The 24182-nt window shown below is 71.6% G+C and carries 17 protein-coding genes; 13 read left to right on the forward strand and 4 right to left on the reverse strand.

The window, feature by feature from the left end; all coding sequences use genetic code 11:
- Positions 1-228 precede the first annotated feature (228 nt).
- Genes ACZ6O2_RS24245 through ACZ6O2_RS24275 form a run of 7 tightly spaced genes read left to right on the forward strand, consistent with a single transcriptional unit; the run spans position 229 to position 7992 of the window.
- Positions 229-1410: a condensation domain-containing protein gene (locus ACZ6O2_RS24245; RefSeq protein WP_466024379.1), complete on the forward strand. Its 1182-nt coding sequence runs from the start codon at positions 229-231 to the stop codon at positions 1408-1410.
- Positions 1407-2738, forward strand: a complete 1332-nt coding sequence (locus ACZ6O2_RS24250) for an MFS transporter (protein WP_466024380.1) — start codon at positions 1407-1409, stop codon at positions 2736-2738. The genes ACZ6O2_RS24245 and ACZ6O2_RS24250 overlap by 4 nt, the downstream gene beginning before the upstream one ends.
- Positions 2731-3822, forward strand: coding sequence for a condensation domain-containing protein (locus ACZ6O2_RS24255; protein ID WP_466024381.1), 1092 nt, complete (start codon positions 2731-2733; stop codon positions 3820-3822). The genes ACZ6O2_RS24250 and ACZ6O2_RS24255 overlap by 8 nt, the downstream gene beginning before the upstream one ends.
- Positions 3794-4030: a phosphopantetheine-binding protein gene (locus ACZ6O2_RS24260; protein ID WP_350708107.1), complete on the forward strand. Its 237-nt coding sequence runs from the start codon at positions 3794-3796 to the stop codon at positions 4028-4030. The genes ACZ6O2_RS24255 and ACZ6O2_RS24260 overlap by 29 nt, the downstream gene beginning before the upstream one ends.
- Positions 4027-5235: a cytochrome P450 gene (locus ACZ6O2_RS24265; RefSeq protein WP_466024382.1), complete on the forward strand. Its 1209-nt coding sequence runs from the start codon at positions 4027-4029 to the stop codon at positions 5233-5235. Before ACZ6O2_RS24260 ends, ACZ6O2_RS24265 begins: the two co-directional genes overlap by 4 nt.
- The gene (locus ACZ6O2_RS24270) at positions 5232-6533 is read left to right on the forward strand and encodes an amino acid adenylation domain-containing protein (RefSeq protein WP_466024383.1); all 1302 of its coding nucleotides are present in this window, start codon (positions 5232-5234) and stop codon (positions 6531-6533) included. The genes ACZ6O2_RS24265 and ACZ6O2_RS24270 overlap by 4 nt, the downstream gene beginning before the upstream one ends.
- Entirely contained in the window at positions 6526-7992 is a 1467-nt protein-coding gene (locus tag ACZ6O2_RS24275) for an aminotransferase class V-fold PLP-dependent enzyme (protein WP_466024384.1), read from the forward strand. The genes ACZ6O2_RS24270 and ACZ6O2_RS24275 overlap by 8 nt, the downstream gene beginning before the upstream one ends.
- Positions 7993-8101: 109 nt before the next feature.
- On the opposite strand, the gene ACZ6O2_RS24280 is transcribed toward ACZ6O2_RS24275, so the two are convergent.
- The 4 genes from ACZ6O2_RS24280 to ACZ6O2_RS24295 form a co-directional block, all read right to left on the reverse strand.
- Positions 8102-10723 (reverse strand): ATP-binding protein, encoded by a 2622-nt coding sequence (locus ACZ6O2_RS24280; RefSeq protein ID WP_466024385.1) that lies wholly within the window; start codon positions 10721-10723, stop codon positions 8102-8104.
- A 441-nt stretch (positions 10724-11164) separates the two neighbouring features.
- Positions 11165-12352, reverse strand: coding sequence for an amidohydrolase (locus ACZ6O2_RS24285; RefSeq protein ID WP_466024386.1), 1188 nt, complete (start codon positions 12350-12352; stop codon positions 11165-11167).
- A 220-nt stretch (positions 12353-12572) separates the two neighbouring features.
- Positions 12573-13238: a GntR family transcriptional regulator gene (locus ACZ6O2_RS24290; protein WP_466024387.1), complete on the reverse strand. Its 666-nt coding sequence runs from the start codon at positions 13236-13238 to the stop codon at positions 12573-12575.
- A 165-nt stretch (positions 13239-13403) separates the two neighbouring features.
- Positions 13404-14528 (reverse strand): helix-turn-helix domain-containing protein, encoded by a 1125-nt coding sequence (locus ACZ6O2_RS24295; protein WP_466024388.1) that lies wholly within the window; start codon positions 14526-14528, stop codon positions 13404-13406.
- A gap of 114 nt (positions 14529-14642) precedes the next feature.
- On the opposite strand from ACZ6O2_RS24295, the gene ACZ6O2_RS24300 reads away from it, so the two are divergent.
- The 6 genes from ACZ6O2_RS24300 (at position 14643) to ACZ6O2_RS24325 (ending at position 24061) form a co-directional block, all read left to right on the forward strand.
- The gene (locus ACZ6O2_RS24300; RefSeq protein ID WP_466024389.1) at positions 14643-17378 is read left to right on the forward strand and encodes a S8 family serine peptidase; all 2736 of its coding nucleotides are present in this window, start codon (positions 14643-14645) and stop codon (positions 17376-17378) included.
- A gap of 68 nt (positions 17379-17446) precedes the next feature.
- Positions 17447-18973 (forward strand): Kelch repeat-containing protein, encoded by a 1527-nt coding sequence (locus tag ACZ6O2_RS24305; RefSeq protein WP_466024390.1) that lies wholly within the window; start codon positions 17447-17449, stop codon positions 18971-18973.
- 23 nt (positions 18974-18996) lie between these two features.
- On the forward strand, positions 18997-20679 hold the full coding sequence (locus ACZ6O2_RS24310; RefSeq protein WP_466024391.1) for a Kelch repeat-containing protein: 1683 nt from the start codon (positions 18997-18999) through the stop codon (positions 20677-20679).
- 205 nt (positions 20680-20884) lie between these two features.
- Entirely contained in the window at positions 20885-21019 is a 135-nt protein-coding gene (locus ACZ6O2_RS24315) for a hypothetical protein (protein ID WP_466024410.1), read from the forward strand.
- Between the two features lie 94 nt (positions 21020-21113).
- Positions 21114-22901 carry a group II intron reverse transcriptase/maturase gene (ltrA, locus tag ACZ6O2_RS24320; protein WP_466024392.1) on the forward strand — a complete coding sequence of 596 codons (1788 nt, stop codon included), beginning with the start codon at positions 21114-21116 and terminating at the stop codon, positions 22899-22901.
- Positions 22902-23167: 266 nt separating this feature from the next.
- Positions 23168-24061 (forward strand): hypothetical protein, encoded by an 894-nt coding sequence (locus tag ACZ6O2_RS24325; protein WP_466024393.1) that lies wholly within the window; start codon positions 23168-23170, stop codon positions 24059-24061.
- The last annotated feature ends 121 nt before the right edge of the window (positions 24062-24182 follow it).

A 24182-nucleotide genomic window follows, 5' to 3' on the forward strand; every position in this document is an offset into this window, starting at 1 on the left:
AGCGCATGCGCAGCGTCCACAAGCGTGGCGTCAGCTGGACCTGACCCTGACGTTCCATCACGTCGGCGACGCGCCTCCGGCTCCGACCTCACCGCCGGAGGAAGCCGACCGCTCTCACGAGAGGAGGTGCGGGCGATGCGGAAGGACGACTGCACTGGCTGAGATCCGATGAACGACGGTGGGTGGTCACCGCGGGTGACCACCCACCTCCTAGACGCTGGAGGAGTCATGCGCGGTCAGGGTGGCCACCTGCTCACCATGGGTCAGCTCTCCATGTGGCGAGCCCTCTCGGTGCGCCCTCCGGAGCAACTCTGGGAGTCCAACCAGGACGTGCTCTGGCCGGTTCCGGCCGGAACCACCGAGGAGCAGGTACGCCAGGCGCTCACCGCGCTGGCGGTGCGGCACGAGTCGCTGCGCACCGTCTACCGGCCGGCGGACGAGCCCGACGCCGTGCGGCAGGTGGTCCTGCGCGACCCGTTCGTGCGCTTCGCCGAGGCGTCCGTACGGGAGCCGTTCGACCTGGCCGCCCAGCCGGCGTGGCGGGCCTCGGTGCGTGATTCCGACGACGGTGGACCGCCGCGGGTCCATCTGGTGATCCACCACCTCGCGGCCGACGGCGCCGCCGTGCGGATCCTGGAGTCCGACCTGCACGCCCTGCTGCGCGGTGACCGCCTCGCCGACGCCCCCGCGCCCCGCGTGGTGGCCGAACTCCAGCGCGCCGACGACTTCCGGGCCAGGCTGACCGCGGCCGGCGAGTACCGCCAGCGGATCGTCGCCGCCGCACCGCGGGTCCCGGTGTCCCGGGGTGCCCTGGTGCGGGCTCGCGCGCACACCGGCATCCCGTACGGCGCGGTTCGCCACGCGGCGCAGCGCCTGCAGGTCACCGTGCCCACCCTGCTGCTCACCGTCTACGCGCAGGCGCTGGCCGCGACCACGGGCCGGACGGACCAACTGCTGTGGCAGTTGGCCGCGAACCGGATGGATCCCAGGGTGCGGCACCTGGTGTCGTCGATGACCCAGTGGGTGCCCATGCTCGCCGCCTGCGACCCTGACGGGCCGCTGCGCCCGATGGCCCGCGAGGTCAACGTCGCGGCGGTGCGCGCCATGCAGCACGGCGTCTACGACCCGTTCGCCGTCGCGCCCATGGACTTCGACCACGGCAGCTTCTTCACCTTCATCCCGGCCCCCGCCGACGCCGACCCCGCGCCGTCCGGGGTGACGTCCCGGCGTGTCGAGTTCCTCCCGCCCCGCGCCTACAGCGGGGCCAGCTTCTACCTGATCGCCTGGGTGCACCCCTGCGTGCAGCTCACCATGCGGGTGATGCGCAGCGGGTACGGGCGCGCCGAGGTGGAACGCTTCCTGACCACCATGACCGACCTCCTGCTGCGCGCGGTCGAGGACCCGGCATGAGCGAGAGTCTGTGGCGACACCGTGACTTCATGGTGTTGTGGTCGGGGCGGACCCTCAGCGAGGTGGGCGACGCCGTCTCGATGCTGGCCATTCCGCTGCTGGCCGTCACCGTGCTGGACGCCTCCGCCGTCGAGGTCGGCGTCCTCGGCGCCACCCGGATGATCGCCTACCTGTTCCTCTCGCTGCCCGCCGGGGTGTGGGTGGACCGGATGCGCAAACGCCGGGTCATGGTGGTCTGTCACCTCGTGCGGGCCGGGCTGGTGGCCACCGTCGCCATCGGCGCGTGGGCCGGCTGGGTCACGATGGCGCAACTGTGGATCGTGGCGCTGCTGTCCAGCGTCTGCACCGTGCTGTACGAGACCGCGCACCAGAGCTTCCTGCCGTCGGTCGTCGCCAGCAACCAGCTACTCGACGCCAACGGCAAGCTGACGACCACGTACTCGGTCTCGCGGATCGCCGGATACGGCGTGGGCAGCGCACTCGTGTCGGCGCTGGGCGTGGCGCGTACCGTGGGCATCGACGCGCTCGCCTACGTGGTCAACGCCGTGTCCCTCATGCTGCTCCGCCGTCCGGAGCAACCGCCGGCCGTGGCGCCGCGTCGGAACTTCCGCCGGGAGCTGGGCGCCGGGCTCTCCTTCGTGTTCCGCCACCCGATCATGCCCAGACTGGTGGCGGCCTCGGCGTCGCTCAACCTCTTCAGCCAGATGATCTTCGCGTTGGCGGTCCTGTACCTCGTGCGTGACCTCCACCTGAGCGAGCACATGGTCGGTGTGGTGTTGGCGCTCACCACGCTGGGCGGGATCGGCGGCGGCCTGGTCTCCGCGCGGCTGGCGCGCCTGGTGGGCACGGCCCGGATCATCTGGATCGCCCCGTTGGGGCTCGGCTGGACGGTGCTGCTCGTACCGGTCGCCCAGCCCGGTTGGGGTGCGATCGCCTACACGGCCGGCATGGCGGGGCTGGGCGCGGTGTTCGCCATCTACAACGCGGCGGCGATCAGCTACCGGCAGCGGGTCTGCCCGCCGGACCTGCTGGGCAGGATGACCGCGTCGGTCCGGTGGGTGATCTTCGGGGTGATGCCGGTCGGCGCCCTGACGGGCGGACTGCTGGGCAGTTGGCTGGGGGTGCGCCCGACGCTGTGGATCGCCGCCGCCGGAGTGTGGGCGTCCGGTCTGTTGCTCTACCTCTCGCCGCTGCGGCGGTGGCGCGACCTGCCGGACGAGGCCGGCACGCCGGACGGCGGGCAGCCGCCGCCGAGACTCCCGGCGCCGCACGGGCGGTCGCCGGTCGACCCGGCCGGAAAGGCCATGGGAGGTGTACGAGGTGGATGACCAGCCATACGCGCAGCACATTCTGTCCTGGGCGGGCGGGCCGGCGGACACCGACCGGTTCGTCGCGCTGGGCGGGGCACGGCTGCCCGCCGAGCCCGACCCGGCAGCCCTGCGCCGAGCCCTGGACGCGCTCCTGGCCCGGCATCCCGTACTCGGTGAGGGGCCGGTGCCGCTGCGAACCGTCGACGACGTGTGGGCGGCGGCCGCCGCCGGCCGGTACCCGCCCGACGCGCGGTGCCTGCTCTGGGCGTACCTGGCCGGCCGCGAGTTGCTTCTCGTGGCGCACCACACCGTGTCCGACCCGTGGTCCATGCGGCTGCTGCTCCGCGAGGTGATGAAACCAGGGACCGGCCCGGCCCCCACCTACCACGCCAGCGCGTCCACCCCCGCGCCCAGGCGGGTGAACCGGTCCCTGCCGTTCTGGCGCCGGATGCTGGCCGACGTGCCGACCCTGGCCCAGGGCCCCGGCGGCGACACCGGCACGGCCGAGATCAGGACGCCGAGCGGCATCACCCAGCAGCAGGCGGCAGCGGTCGCCCGGACCGTGCGCAGCACGCCATTCGTCGTCCTGCTCACCGCGTTCGCGCGGGCCCTCGGCCCGCTGTGCCCGGGCGAGGCGGTCGTCCCGGTGCTGACCCACGGCCGGCAGCGGTCCGACTGGGACACCGTGGGGCTGTACATGAACGTGCTGCCGGTGCGGCTCGGCACACCGACGGTGGGCGCGGTGCACCGCGCGTTCGCCGAGGTGTACGCCCACGAGATTCCGTTTCCGGTACTGCTGGACGCGGTGCCGCAGGCCGACGCGCTGTTCGCCGAAGGCGGACCGGCGCTGGCCCAGTTCGAGGTCATCCAGGTGCCCGACGGCGCCGGGATCGAGCCGCTGACGATCCCGGCCGGGCTCGGGCTGGGCGGGCCGGTGCTGCCCGTCAACGGGCTGGCGTTCTGGCTCGAGCCGGGTGCGGGCGGCGGCTACACCGCCTGCCTGCGGTACCGCCGCTCCTACCGGGAGGCCGAGATGCAGGCCCTGACCCGGCGATTCATCGACAGTTGGGAGGATGTCCGTGCCGACGCGGAGCGAGCTTGAGTCGATGCTGACCCGGCTCTGGAGCGAGAAGCTGAACGTCACGCCGGTGGGTGTCGAGGACGACTTCTTCGCCCTCGGCGGCGACTCGCTGCTCGCCGCCGACCTGCTGATGGACCTCTACGAGCAGCTCGGCGTCGAGGTCGACGCCGCGGTGCTGTTCCTCAAGCCGACCATCGCCGAACTGGTCGACGAGGTGCTGGCCGCATGAGGACCCCGCCCTGCCTCCAGACCCGGCCACCGGGCCGGATCGACCTCGCCGACCCCGCCCTGCACGGCGCCGGCGACCCGCACGCCGCCTGGCGGACGCTGCGCCGGTGGGATCCCGTCGGCTGGCAGCCGGTCGAGGGCAGGTCGGGCTTCTGGGCGGTCACCCGCTACGCCGACGCCAGGACCGTCCTGGCCGACCACGCCAGGTTCACCTCCACCGGTGGGGTGATGCTCACCATGCTCGGCCGGGCGGAGCCGGCGCAGAACCAGCAGTTCGCGGCGACCGACCCGCCGCGGCACGGCCTCATCCGGGGGCCGCTGCAACGGCAGATGACCGCGCGCGCGGTGGCACGGCACGCGCCGGCCATCCGTTCCTTCGTCCGGCAGATGCTCCGCCCCGCCGCCGGGACCCTGGACTTCGCCGAGCTCACCTCCGCCCTGCCGCTGGCCTTCCTGGGGCCGCTGATGGGCATCCCCGCCGCGGACTGGCCCGCCCTGGCCCGGTGGGTGTCCATGTCGGTGGCCGAGCACGACCCGGATGTCGCGCTGCCCGACGGCCCGTCGGCGACCCTCGACCGCGGGCACCGGGAACTCTTCGCCTACCTGCTCCACCTGGTGCTCGAACACCGTCGGCGCCCACGCGGAGACCTGGTGGACCTGCTGGGGGCCATGCCGCTGCGCCCCGGAGCGATCGTCGCCAACTGCTACAGCCTGCTCCTCGGCGGCAGCGCCGCCATCCCGCACGTGCCCCGCGCGGCCCTGGCCGAGCTGATCCGCACCGACCGCTACGAGCAGTGGGCCCGGCGACCCGAGCGGGTCGGCCGCGCGGTGGAGGAGGCGCTGCGGTTCACGTCCCCCGCCGGGCACTTCATGCGGTTGGCGACACGGGACACCACCGTCGGCGGCGTACGCGTCGCGGCGGGCGACGCCGTCGTGGTGTGGCTCGGGTCGGCGAACCGCGACGAGACCGTCTTCCCCGACCCCGACACGCTGGACCTGGACCGCCACCCGAACCGGCATCTGGCCTTCGGGGACGGGCGGCACTACTGCCTGGGAGCGGCCGTCGCCAGACTGACGTTGCGCGTCTTCTTCGAGGAACTCTTCGCCACCTTCGCGTCCTTCGAGCCGGCCGGCGAGGTCGAGCGCGTACGGTCGACCTGGCTGGGCGGGATCAAGCGGATGCCGGTCGTGGCCGGGCGACGATGATCACCGAGGCGCTGGCCGCTCAGCTGCGCTCCCGCCGGGAGACGCCGGCCGTGACGGATCCCGAACAGGCCCTGACGTACGCGGACCTGGACGGCTTGTCCGGCGCGGTCGCCCTCCATCTCCAGCAGCGGGGCGTGGCCGTCGGGGAGCCGGTGATCGTGCACACCCGGCTGTCGTGCTGGGCCGTCGTGGCCATGCTCGGCGTACTGCGGGCGGGAGCACGTTACGTCCCCGTCGACGCGGCCTTCCCGGCGGCGCGCCGCGAACTGATGGCCGCGGGCAGCGGTGCCCGGGTGACACTCACCGAGAGCCTGCTGGCGTCGCTGCGCCCGGCCCGCTCCGGCTGGCGGGACGGGCCCGACGCGTACACGCTGTTCACCAGTGGCTCGACCGGCGTGCCGAAGGCGGTCACGGTGTCGCGGGCGGCGCTGAGCTACTCGACCGGCGCCCGGCTGGAGTACTACGGTCGTGCGCCGCAGCGGTTCCTGCTGTGCTCGTCCATCTCGTTCGACAGCTCCGTGGCGGGCATCTACTGGACGCTGTGCACCGGGGGCACACTGGTCATCCCGAGCGACCGGCCGTTCGACGTGCGGGCGCTGGTCCGGGCCGGCACCGCGCACCGGCCCACCCACACCCTGATGGTGCCGTCCCTGTACCGGCTGGTGCTGCGCTCGCCGGTGCCCAGCCTGACCACCGTGATCGTGGCGGGGGAGAGCTGCCCGCCCGGCCTGGTCGACCTGCATCACGAACGGATGCCCCACGCGACGCTCTACAACGAGTACGGTCCCACCGAGTGCACCGTCTGGAGCACCGTGCACAGGTGCGCGCCGGGCGAGGACCCCGTCCCCATCGGGCGGCCGATCCCCGGCACCACGATCTCCATCGACGACGGCGAGCTGTGCATCTCCTCGCCCGGGGTGGTGTCCGGGGGACCGGTCTACCGCACCGGCGACCGGGTCAGCCTGGGCGCCGACGGCCTGCTCCGCTACCACGGACGCGTCGACGAGCAGCTCAAGGTCGGCGGCATGCGCATCGAACCGGCCGAGATCGAGCACGCCCTGATGTCCCACCCGGCGGTGCTCCTCGCCGGCGTCGCCGTCCCCTACCAGGGCGTCGCGTACGTGGTCTGCGCCGAACCGGTGCCTCAGCGGACCCTGCGCGCGCACCTGCTCGACCGGCTGCCCGCCGTGGCTGTACCCACCGTCTTTGAGCGGCTGGAACGGCTGCCCACCCTGCCCAACGGCAAACTCGACAGGCGCGCTCTGGGCCGGTCCGACCACACTCCACCTCATGGCTGAGGGACACGCGTCCCCGGCACCGGCCGGCGTGGGCATCGCCGCGACCGCCGCGTACGCGAGCACCGCCCGGATCGACGACCTACGCGCCACCGAGTATCGGCACCTCGACCGCGACGGACGCGTCTACCTCGACTACACGGGCGCCGGGGTGGCCGCGCGGGCACAGGTCGCCGCCCACCACGACCGGTTGCTCGCCGGCCCGTACGGCAATCCGCACTCGGAGAACCCCACCTCCGGGGCGACCGGCGCACTGCTCGCCTCGGCCCGACGCGCGGTGCTCGACTTCTTCCGCGCCGACCCCCGCGAGTACGTGGTCGTCTTCACCCCGAACGCCAGTGGCGCCTGCCGCCTGGTGGGCGAGGCGTACGTCTTCGGCCGCGGCCGCCCGCTCGTGCTGACCTGGGACAACCACAACTCCGTCAACGGCATCCGGGAGTACGCCCGCGCGGCCCACGCACCGGTCCGCTACGTGCCGCTGGCCGGGCCCGACCTGCGGGTGGCCGAGTCCGACGTGATCGCCGCGCTGGCCACCGGCCGTAGCCGGCGGCGCAGGTCCGGCCCCACCGGGCTCTTCGCCTACCCGGCACAGAGCAAATTCAGCGGCGTGCAGCATCCGCTCGGGTGGGTGGAGCTGGCCCGGCAGCGCGGGTACGACGTGCTGCTCGACGCCGCCGCCTTCGCCCCGACGAACCGGCTGGACCTGAGCGTCGTGCAGCCGGACTTCGTCTGCCTGAGCTGGTACAAGCTCTTCGGCTACCCCACCGGGGTGGGGGCGCTGCTGGCCCGGCGCGAGGCGCTGGCCCGGCTGCGCCGACCCTGGTTCGCCGGTGGCACCATCCGGGCGGTCAGCGTCCAGGGCGACTGGCACCAGCCGATGGGGGACGAGTCGGGGTTCGAGGACGGCACGCCGAACTTCCTCAGCCTCCCCGACGTGGAGTTCGGGCTGCGCTGGCTCGACTCGATCGGCGTCGACCTCGTCCACACCCGGGTCGGCCTGCTCACCGGATGGCTGCTGGAGCGGCTGACCGCGTTGCGACACCGCAACGGCCAGCCGCTCGTCCACGTCTACGGGCCGTCGACGGGCGACGCCCGGGGTGGCACCGTGGCGTTCAACTTCCGCTACCCGGACGGCTCGCTTGTCGACGAGCGGCTCGTCGCGTTCGAATCGTCGGCGGCCGGCTTCGCCCTGCGTACGGGCTGCTTCTGCAACCCGGGCGCGGCCGAGGCCGCCTTCGGGATCAGCCGCCGCTCGCTGCGCCGTACGAACCTCGCCCACGCCGGGACGATCGACCAGCATCTCGCCGCGCTGCGGCTGCCGACCGGCGGAGCGGTACGCGTCTCCTTCGGTCTGGCCTCGACCGCGGCCGACGCGGAGCGCTTCCTGGCCTTCGCCGAGTCGACCTACCTGGACCGCGCCGGCCCCGCCGACGTCCGGCTGGCACCACGGATACGCTGCTGAGCACGGCGAGCGCCCGCCCGGCAGCCGCCAGACGCGCGTCGTGACGCCGTGGGCGGGAGCGCCCCGGGGTGGCGTCGACACCCGGAACTGCGCTGCCCGCCAGCGGCGGTCAGGCAGTCGTGTCCGCCGCCAGGGCGGCGCGGAGGAGGGTGCACGCCTGCGGGTCCAGCCCGTCGAGCCGGCCCAAGGCCTCCCGCCAGTGCCGGCGCGCCACGGCGCGGTGTCCGAGGCCCGCGTGGGCGTTGCCGAGCACCTGTAGCGCCAAGCCGATGCCCCGCCGGTGCTCGTAGCGTCGGCAGATCTCCAGCGACTCGGTCGCGCGAGCGATCGCCTCCCGGTGGTCACCGCCGGCGTGCAGCGTCTCGGCGAAGTTGACCAGCGCCTGGGCCTCGCGCAACGGATCGGTGCCGCCGTCGGCGACGGCGCGTCCCGCCTCGTGGCAGGCGACGGCCCGGGCGTGGTCGCCGAGGCGCTGGTATACCAGGGCCAGGTTGTCGAGCACCAACCCCTCCTTGTGCCGGTGGCCGAGTTGCCGCCGGATGACCAGGGCGGCCCGCAGGTGGTTCAGGGCGCCGGTCAGGTCGCCGCCGTCGCGCAGGGCGTTGCCGAGGTTGTTCAGGATGGCGGCCTCCCGGCTCCGGTCGCCGAGTTCGCGCTGGACGGCCAGGCACCGCTCGAGGATGGGGATCGCCTCGTCGCGCCGGCCCTGGCGCAGCAGCGCGACGGCGACGATGTTGAGCCCGGCGGCCTCGCCCGAGCGGTCGCCACACCGGCTCGCCGCCGAGGCGGCGAGGTGGCCGAACTGTTGCTGCTCGGCGATGTGCCCGGCGTAGTCGAGGAACTTGGCCGCCACGAGGGCCAGGTCGCGGACCTCGGTGAGGGCCCGTCCCGCCGTCGCCTGCTGGCCGGCCACCAGCAACAGGTTGGTGTGCTCCCGCTCGAACCAGGTCCACGCGTCGGCCGCGTCGGCGAGGGGCGGGCCGGGTCGAGTCGGGCCGGTCGCCTCGTCGATGCCGAACCGGTCGTCGGGGTAGAGCAGCCGCGCCGCGCGGGTGGTGGCCGCGAGCAGCCACGCGGTGAGGTTGCCGAGGGCCGCCTCCCGGTGGTGCGGGTCGTCCACCGCCTGCGCCCGCTCCCGGGCGTAGAGCCGGACGATGTCGTGGAACCGGTATCCGCCGGCACCGGCCGACTCGATCAGGTGCGCGTCGGCCAACGCGTCCAGGGCCTGCTCGGCGACGGTCACCGGCAGGTCGGCCAGTGCCGCGCAGCCGTACGGCGTGAGGTGCGTCCAGTCCGGCAACGCGGCGAGCCGGAAGAGCCGGGCCGCCTGCCGACGTCCGCCCTGCCGCGCGTCCCCGAACACCTGGTAGCCCAGGTGCAGGCTGGCCCGTACGGACAGGTCACCGACCTCCAGGACGTCCAACCGCATGCCCTCGTCGTCCAACCGCTCGGCGAGGCTGGTCAGCGAGGCGTCCGGCCGGGCCGCGGCGCGGGCGCCGACGATTCGCAACGCCAGCGGCAACCCGCCGCACCGGCGGACCACCGTCGCGGCCGCGGCGGGCTCCGCCTGCACGCGGTGGGCGCCGGTGAGCCCGGTGAGCAGGGCGAGCGCCGCGTCGTCGGGTAACGGGCCGAGGCGGATCCGCGCCGTCGTGTCGAGGTCGGGGAGCATCCACCGGCTCGTGACGATCGTGGTGCATCCGGGACCGCTGGCCAGGAGCGGTCGGACCTGCGCCGCCGATGCGGCGTTGTCCAGCACCACGAGCACGCCCCGTCCGGCGGTCCACGTGCGCAGCAACGCCGAGGACTCGTCGAGCGAGGCGGGGACGGTGGGCAGGCCCAGCGCCCGCAGGAACCGGCCCAACACGTCCGCGGGCTCGGCCGCCGCGACGCCGTCGGTGGCCCCGCGCAGGTCCGCGTAGAGGCAACCGCCGTCGTAACGCCCCACGATCCGGTGCGCGACGTGCAGGGCGAGCGCCGACTTGCCGACCCCGCCGGCACCTTCGACGAGGCACACCGCGGCGTCGGTCTCCGTGGCCGTGAGCAGTTGGCCGACCTCCGCCGAGCGGCCCGTCATCAACGGGGGCGCAGGTGGCAGTTGATAGGGGACCGGTGTCCCCGACCCGCTCTCCACCGGCGGCGGCTCGCTTGCCGCCGGCCACGACAGCCCCCGTAACACGGCCCGGTCCCGACCGCCGCCGGACGCGGCGACCCGCCCCCGTTCCGGGCTGGCCGACCCGGTCTCGCCACCTGCGGGGATCAGGCGTAGGGCGGCGGAGCGCTGCGTGTGGGAGGTCGGCCCGACACCCGCGGTGTCCGGCCCGCCGACCGGGCCGCTCGGACCGGCGACGCGCGCGGCCGGACCGATCGGGGAGTGAGCGGGTCGGCCCGAGGAGCGCGCCCGCGTGGCCGTCGGGGGCGTCGCCACCGTACGGGCGGCGGCCAGCCGGCCCCAGACGGCCAGCCACGCTGTCGCGCGGTCGTCCGGCACGTCGCAGGCCCGCAGCAGCGCCGACACCAGATCACGGCGGGGCAGCGTTGACCGGCCCAGCATCGTCGCCAGGGTGCTTGCCGGCAGCACGGCCCCGTTGCGCTGCGCGCGGCGGGCGATCTCGCGATAGGCGAGACCGGACTGGTCGCGGACGCGACGCAGCAGCCTGACGTACTGCTCCGGACTGGTTGCGGTGGTCGGGTCGACGCCGAAGTCGGCGGCCGTCATGCGCGCCCTCACGTCAGCTGTCATGTGCCCGGGCCGAGGGCGCCGGGCGATTCCGCCAGAGTGCGTCACACGGTACAGGGCCCGGGCCAGGCATCGTCGCCCCGATGCTCCGGAATGGACACATCGGAACGCACGGCCTGCGATGGGGCATCGGTTCGTGTCGATCAAGCGGCGCGAACCGACATGCTTACGGTAGCCCTGTCGCGACGGGTGGCCGCTCCGCCGTGTGGACAGCCCCTGTGCGGCGATCTCGGGGCGGTGGGACAGCCCTCACGGCGGCGCGACCTGGTACGCCGCATCCGACGTCGCCGCCGACCACGTCGTGCCCGCTGGGTAGGGCTGTCCGGCGGTGGGGGCCGCGACCGGCGCGGGGCGGGACGCTGGCCGAGGCTTGGCGCTCCGGTGCCAGCTCGTTGACGACCAGCCGCCGCCAGCCAATCGTGCGCGAGGTCGTCAGACCAGCAGCTCGCCGTCCCGGACCACCAGCCGCCCGCCGGCGACCACGGCCTGGCGGCGGGGAGCCCTCATCAGAGCGTCCGGCACGTTCTCCGCGTCGAGCAGGACGATGTCCGCACGCGCGCCGGGGACCAGATCGTGCCCGGTGCGGTGCACGAACCGGGCGCCGTCGGTCGTGGCGAGCTTGACCGCGTCGGCGAGGTCATCATCGGTGCGAAGGCCGTGCAGCCGGGCGAAGCCCAGGGCGATGCGGAGCATGTCGCCGTCGCCGTACGGTGACCACAGGTCGCGGATGCCGTCGGTGCCCAGCCCGATCGGGATGCCGCCGTCCCGCATGGCTCGCCATGGCAACGGCGCCGAGCGTACCGGCGCAACCGTGGCCCAGGAGATGCCTGCCTCGGCGAACTGAGCCAGCAGCTCGGCCTGACGCTGCGGCGGGAGTTCACCGAGGGCGAATCCGTGCGAGATCGTGACCTTTCCCTGCAGGCCCGCGCGGAGCGTGCGATCGATGATCAGCTCGTACTGGAAGGCGCCCAGCTCGCCGCCGTCGTGCAGGTGGATGTCGATCCCGACGCCGCGGCGCTCGGCGATCTCGAACAGCCCGTCGAGCTGGGCTACCGGATCCCGGTCGATGGATGCCGGATCGATACCACCGATGCTCGTGGCGCCGGCCACGGCTGCCTGGTCCAGCAGCTCCAGGACGCCGGGGCGGCGCATCACGCCGTCCTGCGGGAACGCCACGATCTCCACCGCCACCGCGCCGTCCAGCGCGGCGACCGCCTCGCGAACCGTCTCGATACCGCGCAGCCCAACCCCGAGGTCGACGTCGACGTGCGTACGGGTGGCTGTCGTCCCGTGGCGGAGGAACTCCCGCAGGATCGCGATCGTGCTCGCGACACTCGGGATGCCGTGCTTGTCCCGCTCGGCGCGCTCGTGGGCGATCCGGCCCTGCGTCGTGGCCTCGCCGCCGTAGGAGACCCACGGTTGACCCCACCAGCTCTTGTCCACGTGCGCGTGCGCGTTGACGAATCCGGGCAGTGCCAGCAGGCCGCACCCGTCGACTCGCTCGCCGGCGCCATCCCCGGTGCCGGTGGGTGCCACATCGGCGATCAGCCCGTCGGCGATCGTCACATCGACTGGGTCGGCGCCCCATGGGCGCACGTTGGTCAAGATCAGAGACGTCATGTCCCGATGGTATACCAAAATGGGAGGCGTTCGGTCAGCGTGGCTGGCAACGGTGTCTCGAAAGCCCGCCGGGATTCGTGTTGCGGTGGCCTCGCCGTCCGCAACGCCGGGTCGGGCAACTGTCAACGACCGCAAGTGCCTCGACGGAACGTCGCCGTACACCACGGTCGTCGAACTGAGTGTCGGAACCTGGCCGCGCGGAGCCGGGGCATCGCGTGGGTCAGGGTCTCGTCGCCGCGTCGGAACGGCCGTGCTGGCGGGCCGTCGCCATACGCTGCCCAGCCGCGAGATGCTCAGCCACCAGACGCTCGACGCGGGTGACATCCCGGTCGGCGATTGCCGCGTACAACCCCTCGTGCTGCTCTGCGACCGCCATCAGGTCGTCGTGCTGCCCGAGCAGCCACCGCATCCGGCTGCGCAAGGGGCGCTCAAGTTCGACGAGCAGCTCGTTCGCCGCCAACGACGTGACCACCTCATGAAAGTCCGCAGCCGCACGGCGAGCCCGCACCGCGTTCCCCGCGCGCGCGGCCGCCAGTTCGTCATCCAGCACGCCGCGAAGCCGCTCCAGGCCGTCGCGGGTTCGCCGCTGCGCAGCCAGCCGGAACGTCAACGACTCGAACGCCGCGCGGACCTCGTTCAGGTCCGCGATGTCCGAAGCGGTGAACTCCCGGACCACGGCCCAGGATCGTGGTCGCGGGGTCACCAACCCTTCGGCCACCAGCGCCCGCAGCGCATCGCGCACCGGCACCCGGCTCACGCCCAGTTCGCCTGCCAGGTCCCGCTCCACCAGTCGGTCCCCCGGAACGCGAACCCCGTCCAGGATCTCCTCACGCAGCTGCCGCGTGACGCGCTCCGGCTCCGACTCGAAGCTCCCCGCCTCTGCCATATGGTCACTGCCCCGCTGAAGAGTCGCGAATTTTGGTATACCATCCTAGCATGTGCGTCATTTGCTGCCCCGTTCGACCCGCAGCCGCACACAGAGCTCGCCGCCGTTGCGCCCCGCCACAGCGGTCGCCAGGTGCCCCGCCCTGGCCGGGCATTGGCCCGGGGATCACTCCCGCGTGGACTCCCGCGCCGGCTGGGCAGGGCGTGGAACCTGCCCAGCCTGATCATGCTCGATCCCGGAGGCGGGACGGCGCGTCAGGTCCCAACCCAGGCGCGCCACCCGGTGGCCGAGCTGGGTGCGGGTCTGCGCGCCCGTCAGGTCCATCAGGTGGCGCACCCGGCGCTGCACGGTTCGCAGTGAGGTGCCGAGCCGGCTGGCTACCGCCTGATCGGCGAACCCGGCCAGCAGGAGGCTCAGGATCTGCACGTCGATGTCTTCCAGTCGTCTCGGGCCGACCTCACCGATGCCGTCGACTCTGGTGACGATCGGGCTGGAGACGTTCCACAGGCACTCGAACAGCGCGATGAGCGCGTCGAGCAGCGCGCTGCGGTGCACCATGAGTGCCCCCGAGGCGGCGACGTTGTGCTCGCCCGCGATCGGGATGAGCGCCAGCTCCCTGTCGACGATCAGCAGCTTCATGGGCAGGCTGTCGGTGACGCGTACCCGCGTACCCAGCGCGGTCACCTTCTCGATCTCGCCGAAGAAGTTGACGTCGTCCTCGAGCATCGCGCGTTCGAGCACCACTCGGTAGGAGACGCCGCGTGCCAGGGCCGCGTCCTCGGCGGTGTTCTCGTCGGACTCGACCACCACGGGGGGCGCCGTGACGAAGGCCATCACCTCCTCGCGCGCGCCGATCTGCAGCTGCTCGAAGCGCTGCCTGATCGCCTCCGCGCCCTGCACCACGTCGATCACGTCGGCGATGGTCCGCTGGGTGGCCGCCGCCCGGTAGGTCTCCTCCAGCGCGTTGAGCTCCAGCTCGGCAAGCCTGATCTCATTCTGCCGCTTAACCAGCAGTGCGCCGAGCGCGACGGCAGGCGGGGACGCCACGAACCGCCCAGTGTCCTCGCCGCTGCGCGCGGCCAGGCCGAGGTTTGCCAGGCGTCCCAGCACGTACGCCACCTGAGCTGTCTCCATGTCGAGCCCGGAGCTCAGGTCCGCGGGCGCGCAGGACGGTAGCTTGATCAACTCGCGGTAGACCCGCGACTCTTCGTTCGTCAACCCGAGCACGTGTACGAGCATGGCGCGCCTCCGACTCAGCGATACGCATGAAGCATGGCGGAAAACCGCCATGTCGCAAAGCCGTACCTCTATCCCGCTTGTTCGGCCGTATCGCAGCCGGGATCGTGCCATCCCATGAGAGAGATGCTCTTGAGAAGACGGCTGGCGCTCCGCCTGGGAGTGGTGATGTCCCTTCTGGCCAGCGCCGCCGCCGTCGTTGCGTTGTCCAGCCGGGCGGAGGCAAACGACAAGATCAAGCCGGAACTGCGCTCGGCCCTGCAGTCCGAGCGGACAGGGCCGTACTGGGTACGGTTCACCGAGCGACCCGACCTGGGGGCAGCCGCCGCGCAGCAGGACTGGAACGGGCGCGGCGAAGCCGTGATGAAGGAACTGCGCCGCAGCGCGGCCCGTAGCCAGGGCGATGTGATCGGCAAGCTCAAGTCGTCGGGCGCGGACTTCGACGTGTTCTGGGCGTCCAACACCGTGTACGTCAAGAAGGGCACCCTGGAACTGGCCCAGTCGCTGGCCGCCGAGAGCGAGGTCGCCTCCATCGAGGCCGACCACGTATACACGCTGCCCGAGCCCACCCAGGGCAAGGATACGGCCGCTGCCGCGGCCGACACGGTGGAGTGGGGCATCAAGGCCATCGGCGCCGACCGCGTCTGGACCGACTTCGGCGCCCGCGGCGCGGGCATCGTCGTCGGCAGCATCGACAGCGGTGCCCAGCACGACCATCCGGCGCTGGTCAACTCCTACCGCGGCAAGCGGGGCGACGGCACCTTCAGCCACGACTACAACTGGTACGACCCCGCGCTGAGCTGCGCCTCGCCGTCCCCGGTGCCATGTGACAACACCGGGCACGGCACGCACACCATCGGCACCATGACCGGTGACGGCGGCGAGGGCAGTCGCATCGGCGTCGCGCCGGGCGCGCAGTGGATCGCCGCCAAGGGCTGCACAGACCGTACCTGCCCGGAGTCGGCGCTGATGGCCTCGGCGCAGTGGATGCTGGCGCCCACCGACCTCAACGGCCACAACCCCCGCCCCGAGCTGCGCCCGCACGTCGTGAACAACTCCTGGGGCAGCCCCAACGGCCCCATCGTGGAGCCGTGGTTCAAGGACGTGGTCAACGCCTGGATCGCCGCGGGCATGTTCCCGATGTTCGCCAACGGCAACGAGGGCCCCGGCTGCAACACCGCAGGCAGCCCCGGCGACTACCAGAACACCTATGCGGCGGGCGCGTTCGACGCCAACGGCGCCATCGCGCTCTTCTCCTCCCGCGGTTCCGGCGAGGACGGCGACATCAAGCCCAACATCGCCGCTCCGGGCGTCAATGTCCGCTCGGCCGTCCCCGGCAACGGCTACGCCTCGATGAACGGCACCTCGATGGCCACCCCACACGTCGCGGGAGCCATCGCACTGCTGTGGTCGGCCGCTCCGCCGCTGGTCGGCGACATCCCCGCCACCAGGAAGCTGCTCGACCAGACCGCCGTGGACGTCGCGGACACGACCTGCGGCGGCACCGCGCAGGACAACAACGTCTGGGGCGAGGGCAAGCTCGACGTGCTCGCCGCCGTCACCGCCGCGCCGCTGCAGCACATCGGCACGCTGAACGGCAAGGCGACCGACGCCAAGACCGGCAAGCCGCTGGCCGGCGTCAAGGTGCACGTCGACGGCCCACTCGAGCGTGACCTGGTCACCGGGATCGACGGCGGCTACAGCGTCCGCCTGCTGGCAGGTGACTACACCATCACCGCGTCGATGTTCGGCTATGTCGACGTCAACCGGGACGTGACCGTCAGGGCGGACGCGACCGTCTCGGCCGACTTCGTGCTGGAGACCGCGCCCCAGGGCAAGCTCCACGGCGTGGTCCGCGACGGGTCCGGCCAGGGCTGGCCACTGTACGCGAAGGTCAGCGTGGCAGGGCTCGCCGCCGGGCCGTGGTTCACCGACCCGCAGACCGGCGCGTACGAGATCGTGCTGCCCGAGGGCACCGCCTACACGCTGGACGTACAGGCGGTCTACCCCGGCTACCAGAAGTTGAGCGTGGCCGTGGCGTTCGCGGGTGACCTCGCCAGGGACTTCACCCTCCAGATCGACGCCAACCGCTGCAAGGCGCCCGGCTACCAGGTGAACGGCCTCTACGAGACCTTCGACGGCACCGAGACGCCCGCCGGCTGGTCGGTGGAGTCCAAGACGGACGGCGGCATGTGGGTCTTCGACGACCCCGATCCCCTCGGCAACCGCACGCCGGGCGGCGAGGGCAACTTCGCCTCGGTGAACAGTGAGATGCACGGCTACCAGCAGACGCAGGACACCTACCTGGTCACCCCGGCGATCGACCTTTCCGCCGCCAGCGAACCCGTGATCCGGCTGGCGACCGAGTACTTCGCCCCCTCCTGGGTGCGCTCCACCGCGACGATCGAGCTGTCCACCGACGGCGGTCAGAACTGGGCCGCGGTGTGGACCCGCGCCAAGGGCACCGTCAAGAACACCCTCACGGTCCCGATCCCGCAGGCCGCGGGCAAGAGCGACGTGCGCGTCCGCTTCCACTACACCGGCTCGTTCGACATGTGGTGGGAGATCGACGACGTCCTCGTCGGCGAGCCCTCCTGCGCCCCGGTCACCGGCGGCCTGGTGGTCGGCCAGGTGACCGACCGCAACACCGGCGCCTGGCTCGGCGCAACCGAGGTGGCCTCCACCGAAGCCGGCTCGCAGGCCGGTCGCTCCCGGGCCACGCCGGAGGACGCCGCCACCGGTGACGGGTTCTACTGGGCGTTCCTGCCCCGTACCGCGGAGCTCGCCGCCACGCACCAGAAGTTCACCGCCCAGAGCAAGACGGTGCAGATCACCCCGGTGCGATCACCAAGGCCGACTTCTCGCTGGCCGCCGGTCTGGCCGAGCTGTCCACCGCGAAGCTGACGGCCGGCCAGGAGCTGGGCACCACCGGCACCGCCACGGTCACCGTCACCAACAAGGGCACCGCTCCGTTGCGCCCGCGCACCGGTGCGGTCTCCGGCGGTGCGCGGGCCCTCGCCGCGACCGGGCAGCCGTCGGTCGAGGTGCGGGCGGACGTGACGCCGAGTGCGCTGACCCCGAGCACCGAGCAGCCGCCACGCACCGACGCGGACGTCACCGCGACCGGGCAGGAGGGCGACTGGTCGGTCCTGGCCCCCTACCCCGTGGGCATCATGGACCCGACCGTCGGCGCACACGACGGCAAGATCTACTCCGTCGGCGGTTTCGACGGCGCGAAGACCGTCGCCACCGGCTACAGCTACGACCCGACCAACGAGCGCTGGGACAGCATCCCGCAGATGCAGGTGGCCAGGCAGCGGGCCTCGGGCGCGTTCATCGACGGCAAGTTCTACGTCGCGGGGGGCTGGGACGCCTCCGTCAAGGTCGTCGGCGTCACTGAGGTGTACGACCCGGCCAAGCGTCAGTGGAGCGTGGCTGCCAGCCCCGCCAAACCGCTGGCCGCCGCGGGCACCGTCGTCCTGGACGGCAAGCTCTACCTGATCGGTGGCTGCGGCTCGGGCAACGGCACGCTCGCGGGCGACTGCGGCAGGACCGACGTCCAGGTCTACGACCCGGCCACCGACACCTGGCGTACGGCGGCGCCGTATCCGGCCAACGTCGGCTGGGCCTCCTGCGGCGCGATCAACGGGAAGATCTACTGCGCGGGCGGCATGAACTCCACCGCCTCGGGCCCCGTCGCCTCCGCCTACTCCTACGACCCGGTCTACGACCACTGGGCGCCCATCGCCGACCTGCCCGTCGGCGCGTGGGCCTCGGCCTACAGCGCGGGCGATGGCAAGCTGCTGGTCTCCGGCGGGATCCGCGGCGGCATCACCGACGGCCTCGTCACCAACCAGGGCTACGCCTACGACCCGGCCACCAACGCCTGGACGTCGCTGCCCAACACCAAGTACCCGCTGTACCGCGCGGGCGCCACGTGCGGTCTGACCATCATCGGCGGCGCCGCCGGCGGCTGGCCCGACATGGCCAGGTCGCAGGTGCTGCCCGGCTACGAGGGCTGCGGCACCGGCGAGGGCTCCTGGCTGTCGACCAAGGTTCCCGCAAGCCCTCTGGCCCCAGGTGAGAAGACCACCATCAGCATGACCTTCGACACGACCAAGCTCGAGCAGCCGGGCAGGCACCAGGGCCAGGTCGTGGTCATGGGCGACTCGCCGTACGCACCCGCCGGCGTGGACGTCGCGCTCGACGTGACGCCCCCACCGGGCTGGGCCAAGGTCGAGGTCAGCGTCCTCGCGCAGGCCTGTGACGGGACGAAGACGGCGCTGCCGTCGGCGTACCTGGAGATCGGCTCGGCCGCCCGCAAGAGCGGCGCCGACGGCAGGGCCGTCGTCTGGCTGCCGGTCGCCGGCAAGCCCGACGTCCGCATCATCGCCAGCAAGGACGGCCTCACCTCGGCCGTCATCACCGTCCACGTCACGCAGGGCGCGGCCAGGGCGGAGCTGACGCTGAAGCCGGCGGGCGGGTGTTCGGCCCGATGAAGACCGCACAGATCGGAACTGTCATGAAACCCCTCATGCGGGCGGGGACCGCCCTCGCCCTGGTCGCGCTACTGTCCACGGCGTCGAGCGCGTACGCCGCGTCGCCGGACATCGTGCTCTCTCCCGGCGAACTGACCGTGACTCATCCGATGGGCGAGGCCAGCCAGGCCACCTTCACCGTCACCAACTCCTCGGCCACGGCCAGGCGCGTCACCGTGTCCGAAGCGAACGGCACCTTCACGATCCAGGGAGCCGCCGAGGTTCAGGGCGCTGCCGCCGTACCGGCGAAGGTCGTCCCGACGGAGGGCGGCTGGCACCGGCTCGCGGACACCGAGGCAACGGCCCAGGCAGGGGCGGTGGTGGAGGCCGCGGCCGCGCCGTGGGTGGACGTGGCGGCCTACCCCATCCCGATCATGGACAACCTGATGGCCGTCCACGAGGGCAAGGTGTACTCCGTCGCCGGTGTCACCAGGAGCGCCATGACCGCCGCGGGCTACGCCTACGACCCGGCTAACCAGGCCTGGACCGCGATCGCGCCGCTCTCCAGGCCGAGGGAAAAGCCCACGGGCGCCTTCGTCGGCGGCAAGCTGTACGTCGTCGGTGGCTGGGCAGACACCGGCGGCACGGCCATGGACGTCGAGGTGTTCGACCCGGCGACGGGCGCATGGAGTAAGGCAGCGCCGAATCCCGAGCCGCTGGCTGCCTCGGCCGCGGCGGTCGTAGACGACAAGCTGTACGTCGTCGGCGGCTGCGACGACCGCTACTGCGGCAAGACCACCGTCCAGTCCTACGACCCCAAGACCGACGCGTGGACGGCCAAGGCGGCCTACCCGCAGGAGATCTCCTGGCTGTCGTGCGGCGCGATCGCCGGGAAGATCTACTGCGCGGGTGGGCTCAGCGACGGCGCGGGAGTTACCGCAAACCTGCATGTGTACAACCCGGCCACCGACAGCTGGAGCGCCCTGGCGCCCATGCCCACCGCACTGTGGGGCTCGGGCTACGCCGCTGCGGGCGGCCAGCTGCTCGTCTCCGGCGGTTCCACCGCCGAGGGCCTGACCAACGTGGGTTTCCGGTTCGACCCGCAGACCTCCAGCTGGACGCCGCTGCCCAACTCCAGCCAGCTTCTGCGGCGGGGCGGCAGCACGTGCGGCTTCTACCGGGTCGGCGGTTCGACCGGCGACTTCACCGGCGTAACGGCGGCCGAGGTGCTTCCTGGCTACGACGCGTGCGGCGACGACGTGCCCTGGCTGTCGGCCGACCCCGCCCAGTTCGACCTGCCGCCCGGGCAGACCCGGACGGTGACCGTCACCATGGACAGCGCGGGAGTGGCCCAGCCCGGCACTTTCACCGCGGCGTTCAGGATCGGCACCGACGCCGGCGACCTGGTCGACCCGGTGAAGGTGACGATGATCGTCGAGGCGCCCGCCCGCTTCGGCAAGCTCAGCGGCGTGGTGACCAGGGCCTCGTGTGCGGGTGGCACGCCTCTGGAGGGTGCCACGGTGGTGGTCACCTCAGGCGACGTCACGGAGGTGCTGAAGACAGGCCCCGACGGCGGCTACGCGCTCTGGCTGGACAAGCACCAGAGCCCGGTCACCGTAATCGCCAGCAGCGACGGCTGGCGCGCGGACGCCGTCGACGTCAAGATCAAGAAGGGCAAGGGCGCCACCGCGTCCTTCAGGCTGAACCCGTACCCGGCCTGCCGGTAACCCTCAGCCTGCTCGGGGTGCCCGGGGACCAGCCAGTCGGCCTCCCCGGGCACCCAACCTGCCCCAGCGCCGGCGGTGCTGACCTGACGAATGATCGCAGAACGCGAAGCTGGAGTACCAGCCGAGCATCAGCTGCGTACCTCACACCACGGCGGGGTGCCTCCTCTCGCGGGGAGCACTCCGCCGTCGTCGCTGTGGTCAGGACATGTCGGGCCGACGCAGGGACCGGGTGCACAAGATCGCCAACGTCCTCGCCGCACCACTGAAGTCCGCCCACCCCGGCGCGAAGAACGCCCTGGCCGAGACCGACAACGCCGAACTGCCAGGCCGGAGCGCCTGACAGGACCACTGCATCCACAACTCTTGAGTGCGCCACGAACGAGGAAGGTGAGGTCGATGTAGGTAGACCCACTGGATGCGGTGCTGTGTAGGAGATGAAGGTCTGGCCCTTCGGCGTCGCCCTGCGGGGGGAGGCGTCAAACCACCTCAAGCTGCGTTGGTTGAAGACCGTCGTGGTGAGCGTTGAGGAAAAGGCGCAGGTCATGCGTCAGGTGGGGATCGGGAAGACGAGCGTGAGCGAACCGCTGACGACGTGTCGAAATGTGCAGCTGACATCGAAACCGGGGCCTTCAAGTAGTCCCGGGATGAGCCTGGCGGGTGCCCGTCTACTGGCCAGGTGGTGTCCGGCATGGAGGCGGCGTGAGCCCGGTCTGCGGCTCCTGCACGGAACGTGGGAAGGCGAGCAGCGACACGGCCAAGCCCGCACCGGTCAGCCGGTGGGGGTGGCGAGAGGAAGCGCGCCCGGCAGCAGAAACTGCGAGGCGTTGAGTACCGTCGCGCTGTTCGCTGACGGACCGGCTCGTAGTAGCGGCGAAGCGCCTGTAATGGGTGTGGAGCGAAGGGGCCGGCTCATCGATGATCTGTTCGCGCGAACAACCGGCCGTGCGCCGGGAGGAAACGGGCGGGACATGTCAGGTCCACAGGACAAGCCTTTCGATATTCCGAAGCGACTGGTGTGGGAGGCGTACCAGCGAGTCAAGGCGAACAAGGGTGCCGCCGGGGTGGACGGGGTGTCTGTCGAAGACTTCGAGGCCGATCTGAGGAACAACCTCTACAAGATCTGGAACCGGATGTCGTCGGGCACGTACTTTCCGCCTCCGGTCAAGGCGGTGGAGATTCCGAAGTCCGGGGGAGGCACCCGGCTTCTCGGGGTGCCAACCGTGGCTGATCGAATCGCCCAGACGGTGGTCGCGCTCGCGCTGGAGGCCCGCACGGAGTCCATCTTTCACGAGGACTCGTACGGGTATCGGCCGGGCCGGTCGGCGTTGCAGGCGATCGAGCGGTGCCGGGCGCGGTGTTGGAAGAAGGACTGGGTTTTAGATCTTGATGTCCAGAAGTTCTTCGATTCCGTGGATCACAGCCTCATGGTCAAGGCCGTGGAGGCGAACACCGACCAGCGGTGGGTGGTGCTGTATGTCAAGCGGTGGCTGGTCGCGCCGCTGGCACTACCCGATGGGACCCTGCGTGAGCGGGACCGGGGGACTCCACAGGGGTCGGCGGTCTCGCCCGTGCTCGCCAACCTGTTCATGCACTACGCGTTCGACATGTTCCTGGCTCGGGAGTTCCCGACCGTGGAGTTCGAGCGCTATGCGGATGACGCGGTGGTGCACTGCGTGACCGAGCGGCAGGCTCGGACCGTGTGGGCCGCCCTCGCCGAGAGGATGGAATCGGTCGGGTTGCGGCTGCACCCCGACAAGACCAGGATCGTGTACTGCAAGGACAGTAAACGGCGAGGCTCGTTCGAGCAGGTCGCGTTTCGGTTCCTCGGGTACACGTTCCGCCCCCGGGCGGCACGCGCCAAGGAAGGGAAGTTCTACACGGGCTTCCTCCCCGCGGTCAGCCCGGAGGCCCTCAAGTCGATGGGGCAGCAGATCCGATCCTGGCGGTTACACCACCGCACCGGACTCGACCTGGACGCGCTCGCCGAAGCGATCAACCCGATCGTGGCGGGCTGGATGACGTACTACGGCCGGTTCTACCGGTCGGCACTGAATCGACTCCTGCAACGCATCAACACCTACCTGATGCGATGGGCGCGCAAGAAGTACCGAAGGCTGCGCTCCTTCAAACGGTTCAAGGCGTGGTGGTCCGGGATCCTCGAACGAGAATCCGGCTTGTTCATGCACTGGGCTTGGGCGCGCGAGTTCGTGTGGACTCGATGAGAAGAGCGGAGTGACGGGAGACTGTCACGCTCCGTTCTGTGGGAGCCCCGGGGTGAGACTCCCCGGGGCCACCCGACCAATTGCTCGATCCTGCGCCGGTGCGCATCCGGGCGCCCGGTGGTCGTGCCGCTGAGAGGGCCCCGCCTCGGCGATCGAATTCCAGCGAGGTTGGGCTGGCACGCCGGTCGCGAGGCCCGCCTGCGGGTCGGCTACCGTCCCGCGCCATGACGCGATTTCATGTGCGATCCCGGTACCGGGATGGGCTTGTGCTGGCCTACGAGATTCCTGTCGGCTCAGCGCCGGTGTCGGACGTGGTGCCCGCAGCGACCTTTCCCGTCGGGGCGGACACGAAGTTGGACGACCATGCCGTGGCACCCGACCTGAGCCGCGCTGTGTACGCGATGCCCGACCACGTGACGTGTATCGACCGTACCGGACGGAGGCTGTGGCAGCTTGACTTCATCCCCGCTGCGGCACCGTGGCCCATCGCCCACAGCTGCTGCGCCTACTCGTTGGACGGAATGATCGTGTGGGTGTTCCGACCTGACGCGATGGCGCGCGGTACCGGCGCCGATCAGTGGTTGGCCGTCGACGCGGGTACCGGCCGGGTGATGGCGCAGGTGGACTTGTGTTCGGCCGGTCACGGGGGCAAACACTTCGCCCATCCAGACGGCAGGTACATGCTGCTGAACGTGGGGGAAGGGCAGGATGGCTCGCTGATCTACCGGGGTCGCCTCGAGAACGGTCGGATCGAGCTGACCGAGTATCCGTGGCCGGATCGGGTCCTTGTCGCCGTAGCGCCGGACGGCCGCCATTTCATGACCGTGGACCACGATCAGCAGGACGCCGCTTTCCATGCGTATCCCGACGGCGCAGTCGTCGCGCGAGTAACGGCGGAGTCGCTCGGCCATGACCCCGACGGCGTGTGCGTCGAGTGGGTTGGCGGCTACCTCGACGACGACACCGCCGTCGTGACCGTCATCGGCGAGGCCGACGATGAGGAGGAGTGGTGCGAGCGGCACATCGTCGACCCGCGAACCGGCGAGGTCCGAGGGCAGCTGGCCCCATTCTCTGCTGAACAGTACGACTTCGAACCGCTCGGCGACGGCTCTTGGCTCACCACCGCCGACGACCATCGGCTTCAACGCCACGCCCGTTGACGGAGCGAGCCGGTCGGTATGGCTTCGTCGTCGCGGGCCACCCGAGCGTGACGGGTTCGCAGCCCATCGGTGATCATCTGAGTGCCTGAGAGGTCGGCGCAGATGGGCGCGGGGGCTGGTG

The sequence above is a fragment of the Micromonospora sp. NPDC048040 genome (genome assembly GCF_055587185.1).

What these genes read in the sequence shown, in the direction of transcription:
- ACZ6O2_RS24245 (WP_466024379.1), top strand. Translation starts at nt 229, where the DNA reads ATGCGCGGTCAGGGTGGCCACCTGCTCACCATGGGTCAGCTCTCCATG.
- ACZ6O2_RS24250 (WP_466024380.1), top strand. Translation starts at nt 1,407, where the DNA reads ATGAGCGAGAGTCTGTGGCGACACCGTGACTTCATGGTGTTGTGGTCG.
- ACZ6O2_RS24260 (WP_350708107.1), top strand. Translation starts at nt 3,794, where the DNA reads ATGTCCGTGCCGACGCGGAGCGAGCTTGAGTCGATGCTGACCCGGCTC.
- ACZ6O2_RS24265 (WP_466024382.1), top strand. Translation starts at nt 4,027, where the DNA reads ATGAGGACCCCGCCCTGCCTCCAGACCCGGCCACCGGGCCGGATCGAC.
- ACZ6O2_RS24270 (WP_466024383.1), top strand. Translation starts at nt 5,232, where the DNA reads ATGATCACCGAGGCGCTGGCCGCTCAGCTGCGCTCCCGCCGGGAGACG.
- ACZ6O2_RS24275 (WP_466024384.1), top strand. Translation starts at nt 6,526, where the DNA reads ATGGCTGAGGGACACGCGTCCCCGGCACCGGCCGGCGTGGGCATCGCC.
- ACZ6O2_RS24285 (WP_466024386.1), bottom strand. Translation starts at nt 12,352, where the DNA reads ATGACGTCTCTGATCTTGACCAACGTGCGCCCATGGGGCGCCGACCCA.
- ACZ6O2_RS24290 (WP_466024387.1), bottom strand. Translation starts at nt 13,238, where the DNA reads ATGGCAGAGGCGGGGAGCTTCGAGTCGGAGCCGGAGCGCGTCACGCGG.
- ACZ6O2_RS24295 (WP_466024388.1), bottom strand. Translation starts at nt 14,528, where the DNA reads ATGGCGGTTTTCCGCCATGCTTCATGCGTATCGCTGAGTCGGAGGCGC.
- ACZ6O2_RS24300 (WP_466024389.1), top strand. Translation starts at nt 14,643, where the DNA reads ATGTCCCTTCTGGCCAGCGCCGCCGCCGTCGTTGCGTTGTCCAGCCGG.
- ACZ6O2_RS24310 (WP_466024391.1), top strand. Translation starts at nt 18,997, where the DNA reads ATGAAACCCCTCATGCGGGCGGGGACCGCCCTCGCCCTGGTCGCGCTA.
- ACZ6O2_RS24315 (WP_466024410.1), top strand. Translation starts at nt 20,885, where the DNA reads ATGTCGGGCCGACGCAGGGACCGGGTGCACAAGATCGCCAACGTCCTC.
- ltrA (WP_466024392.1), top strand. Translation starts at nt 21,114, where the DNA reads ATGAAGGTCTGGCCCTTCGGCGTCGCCCTGCGGGGGGAGGCGTCAAAC.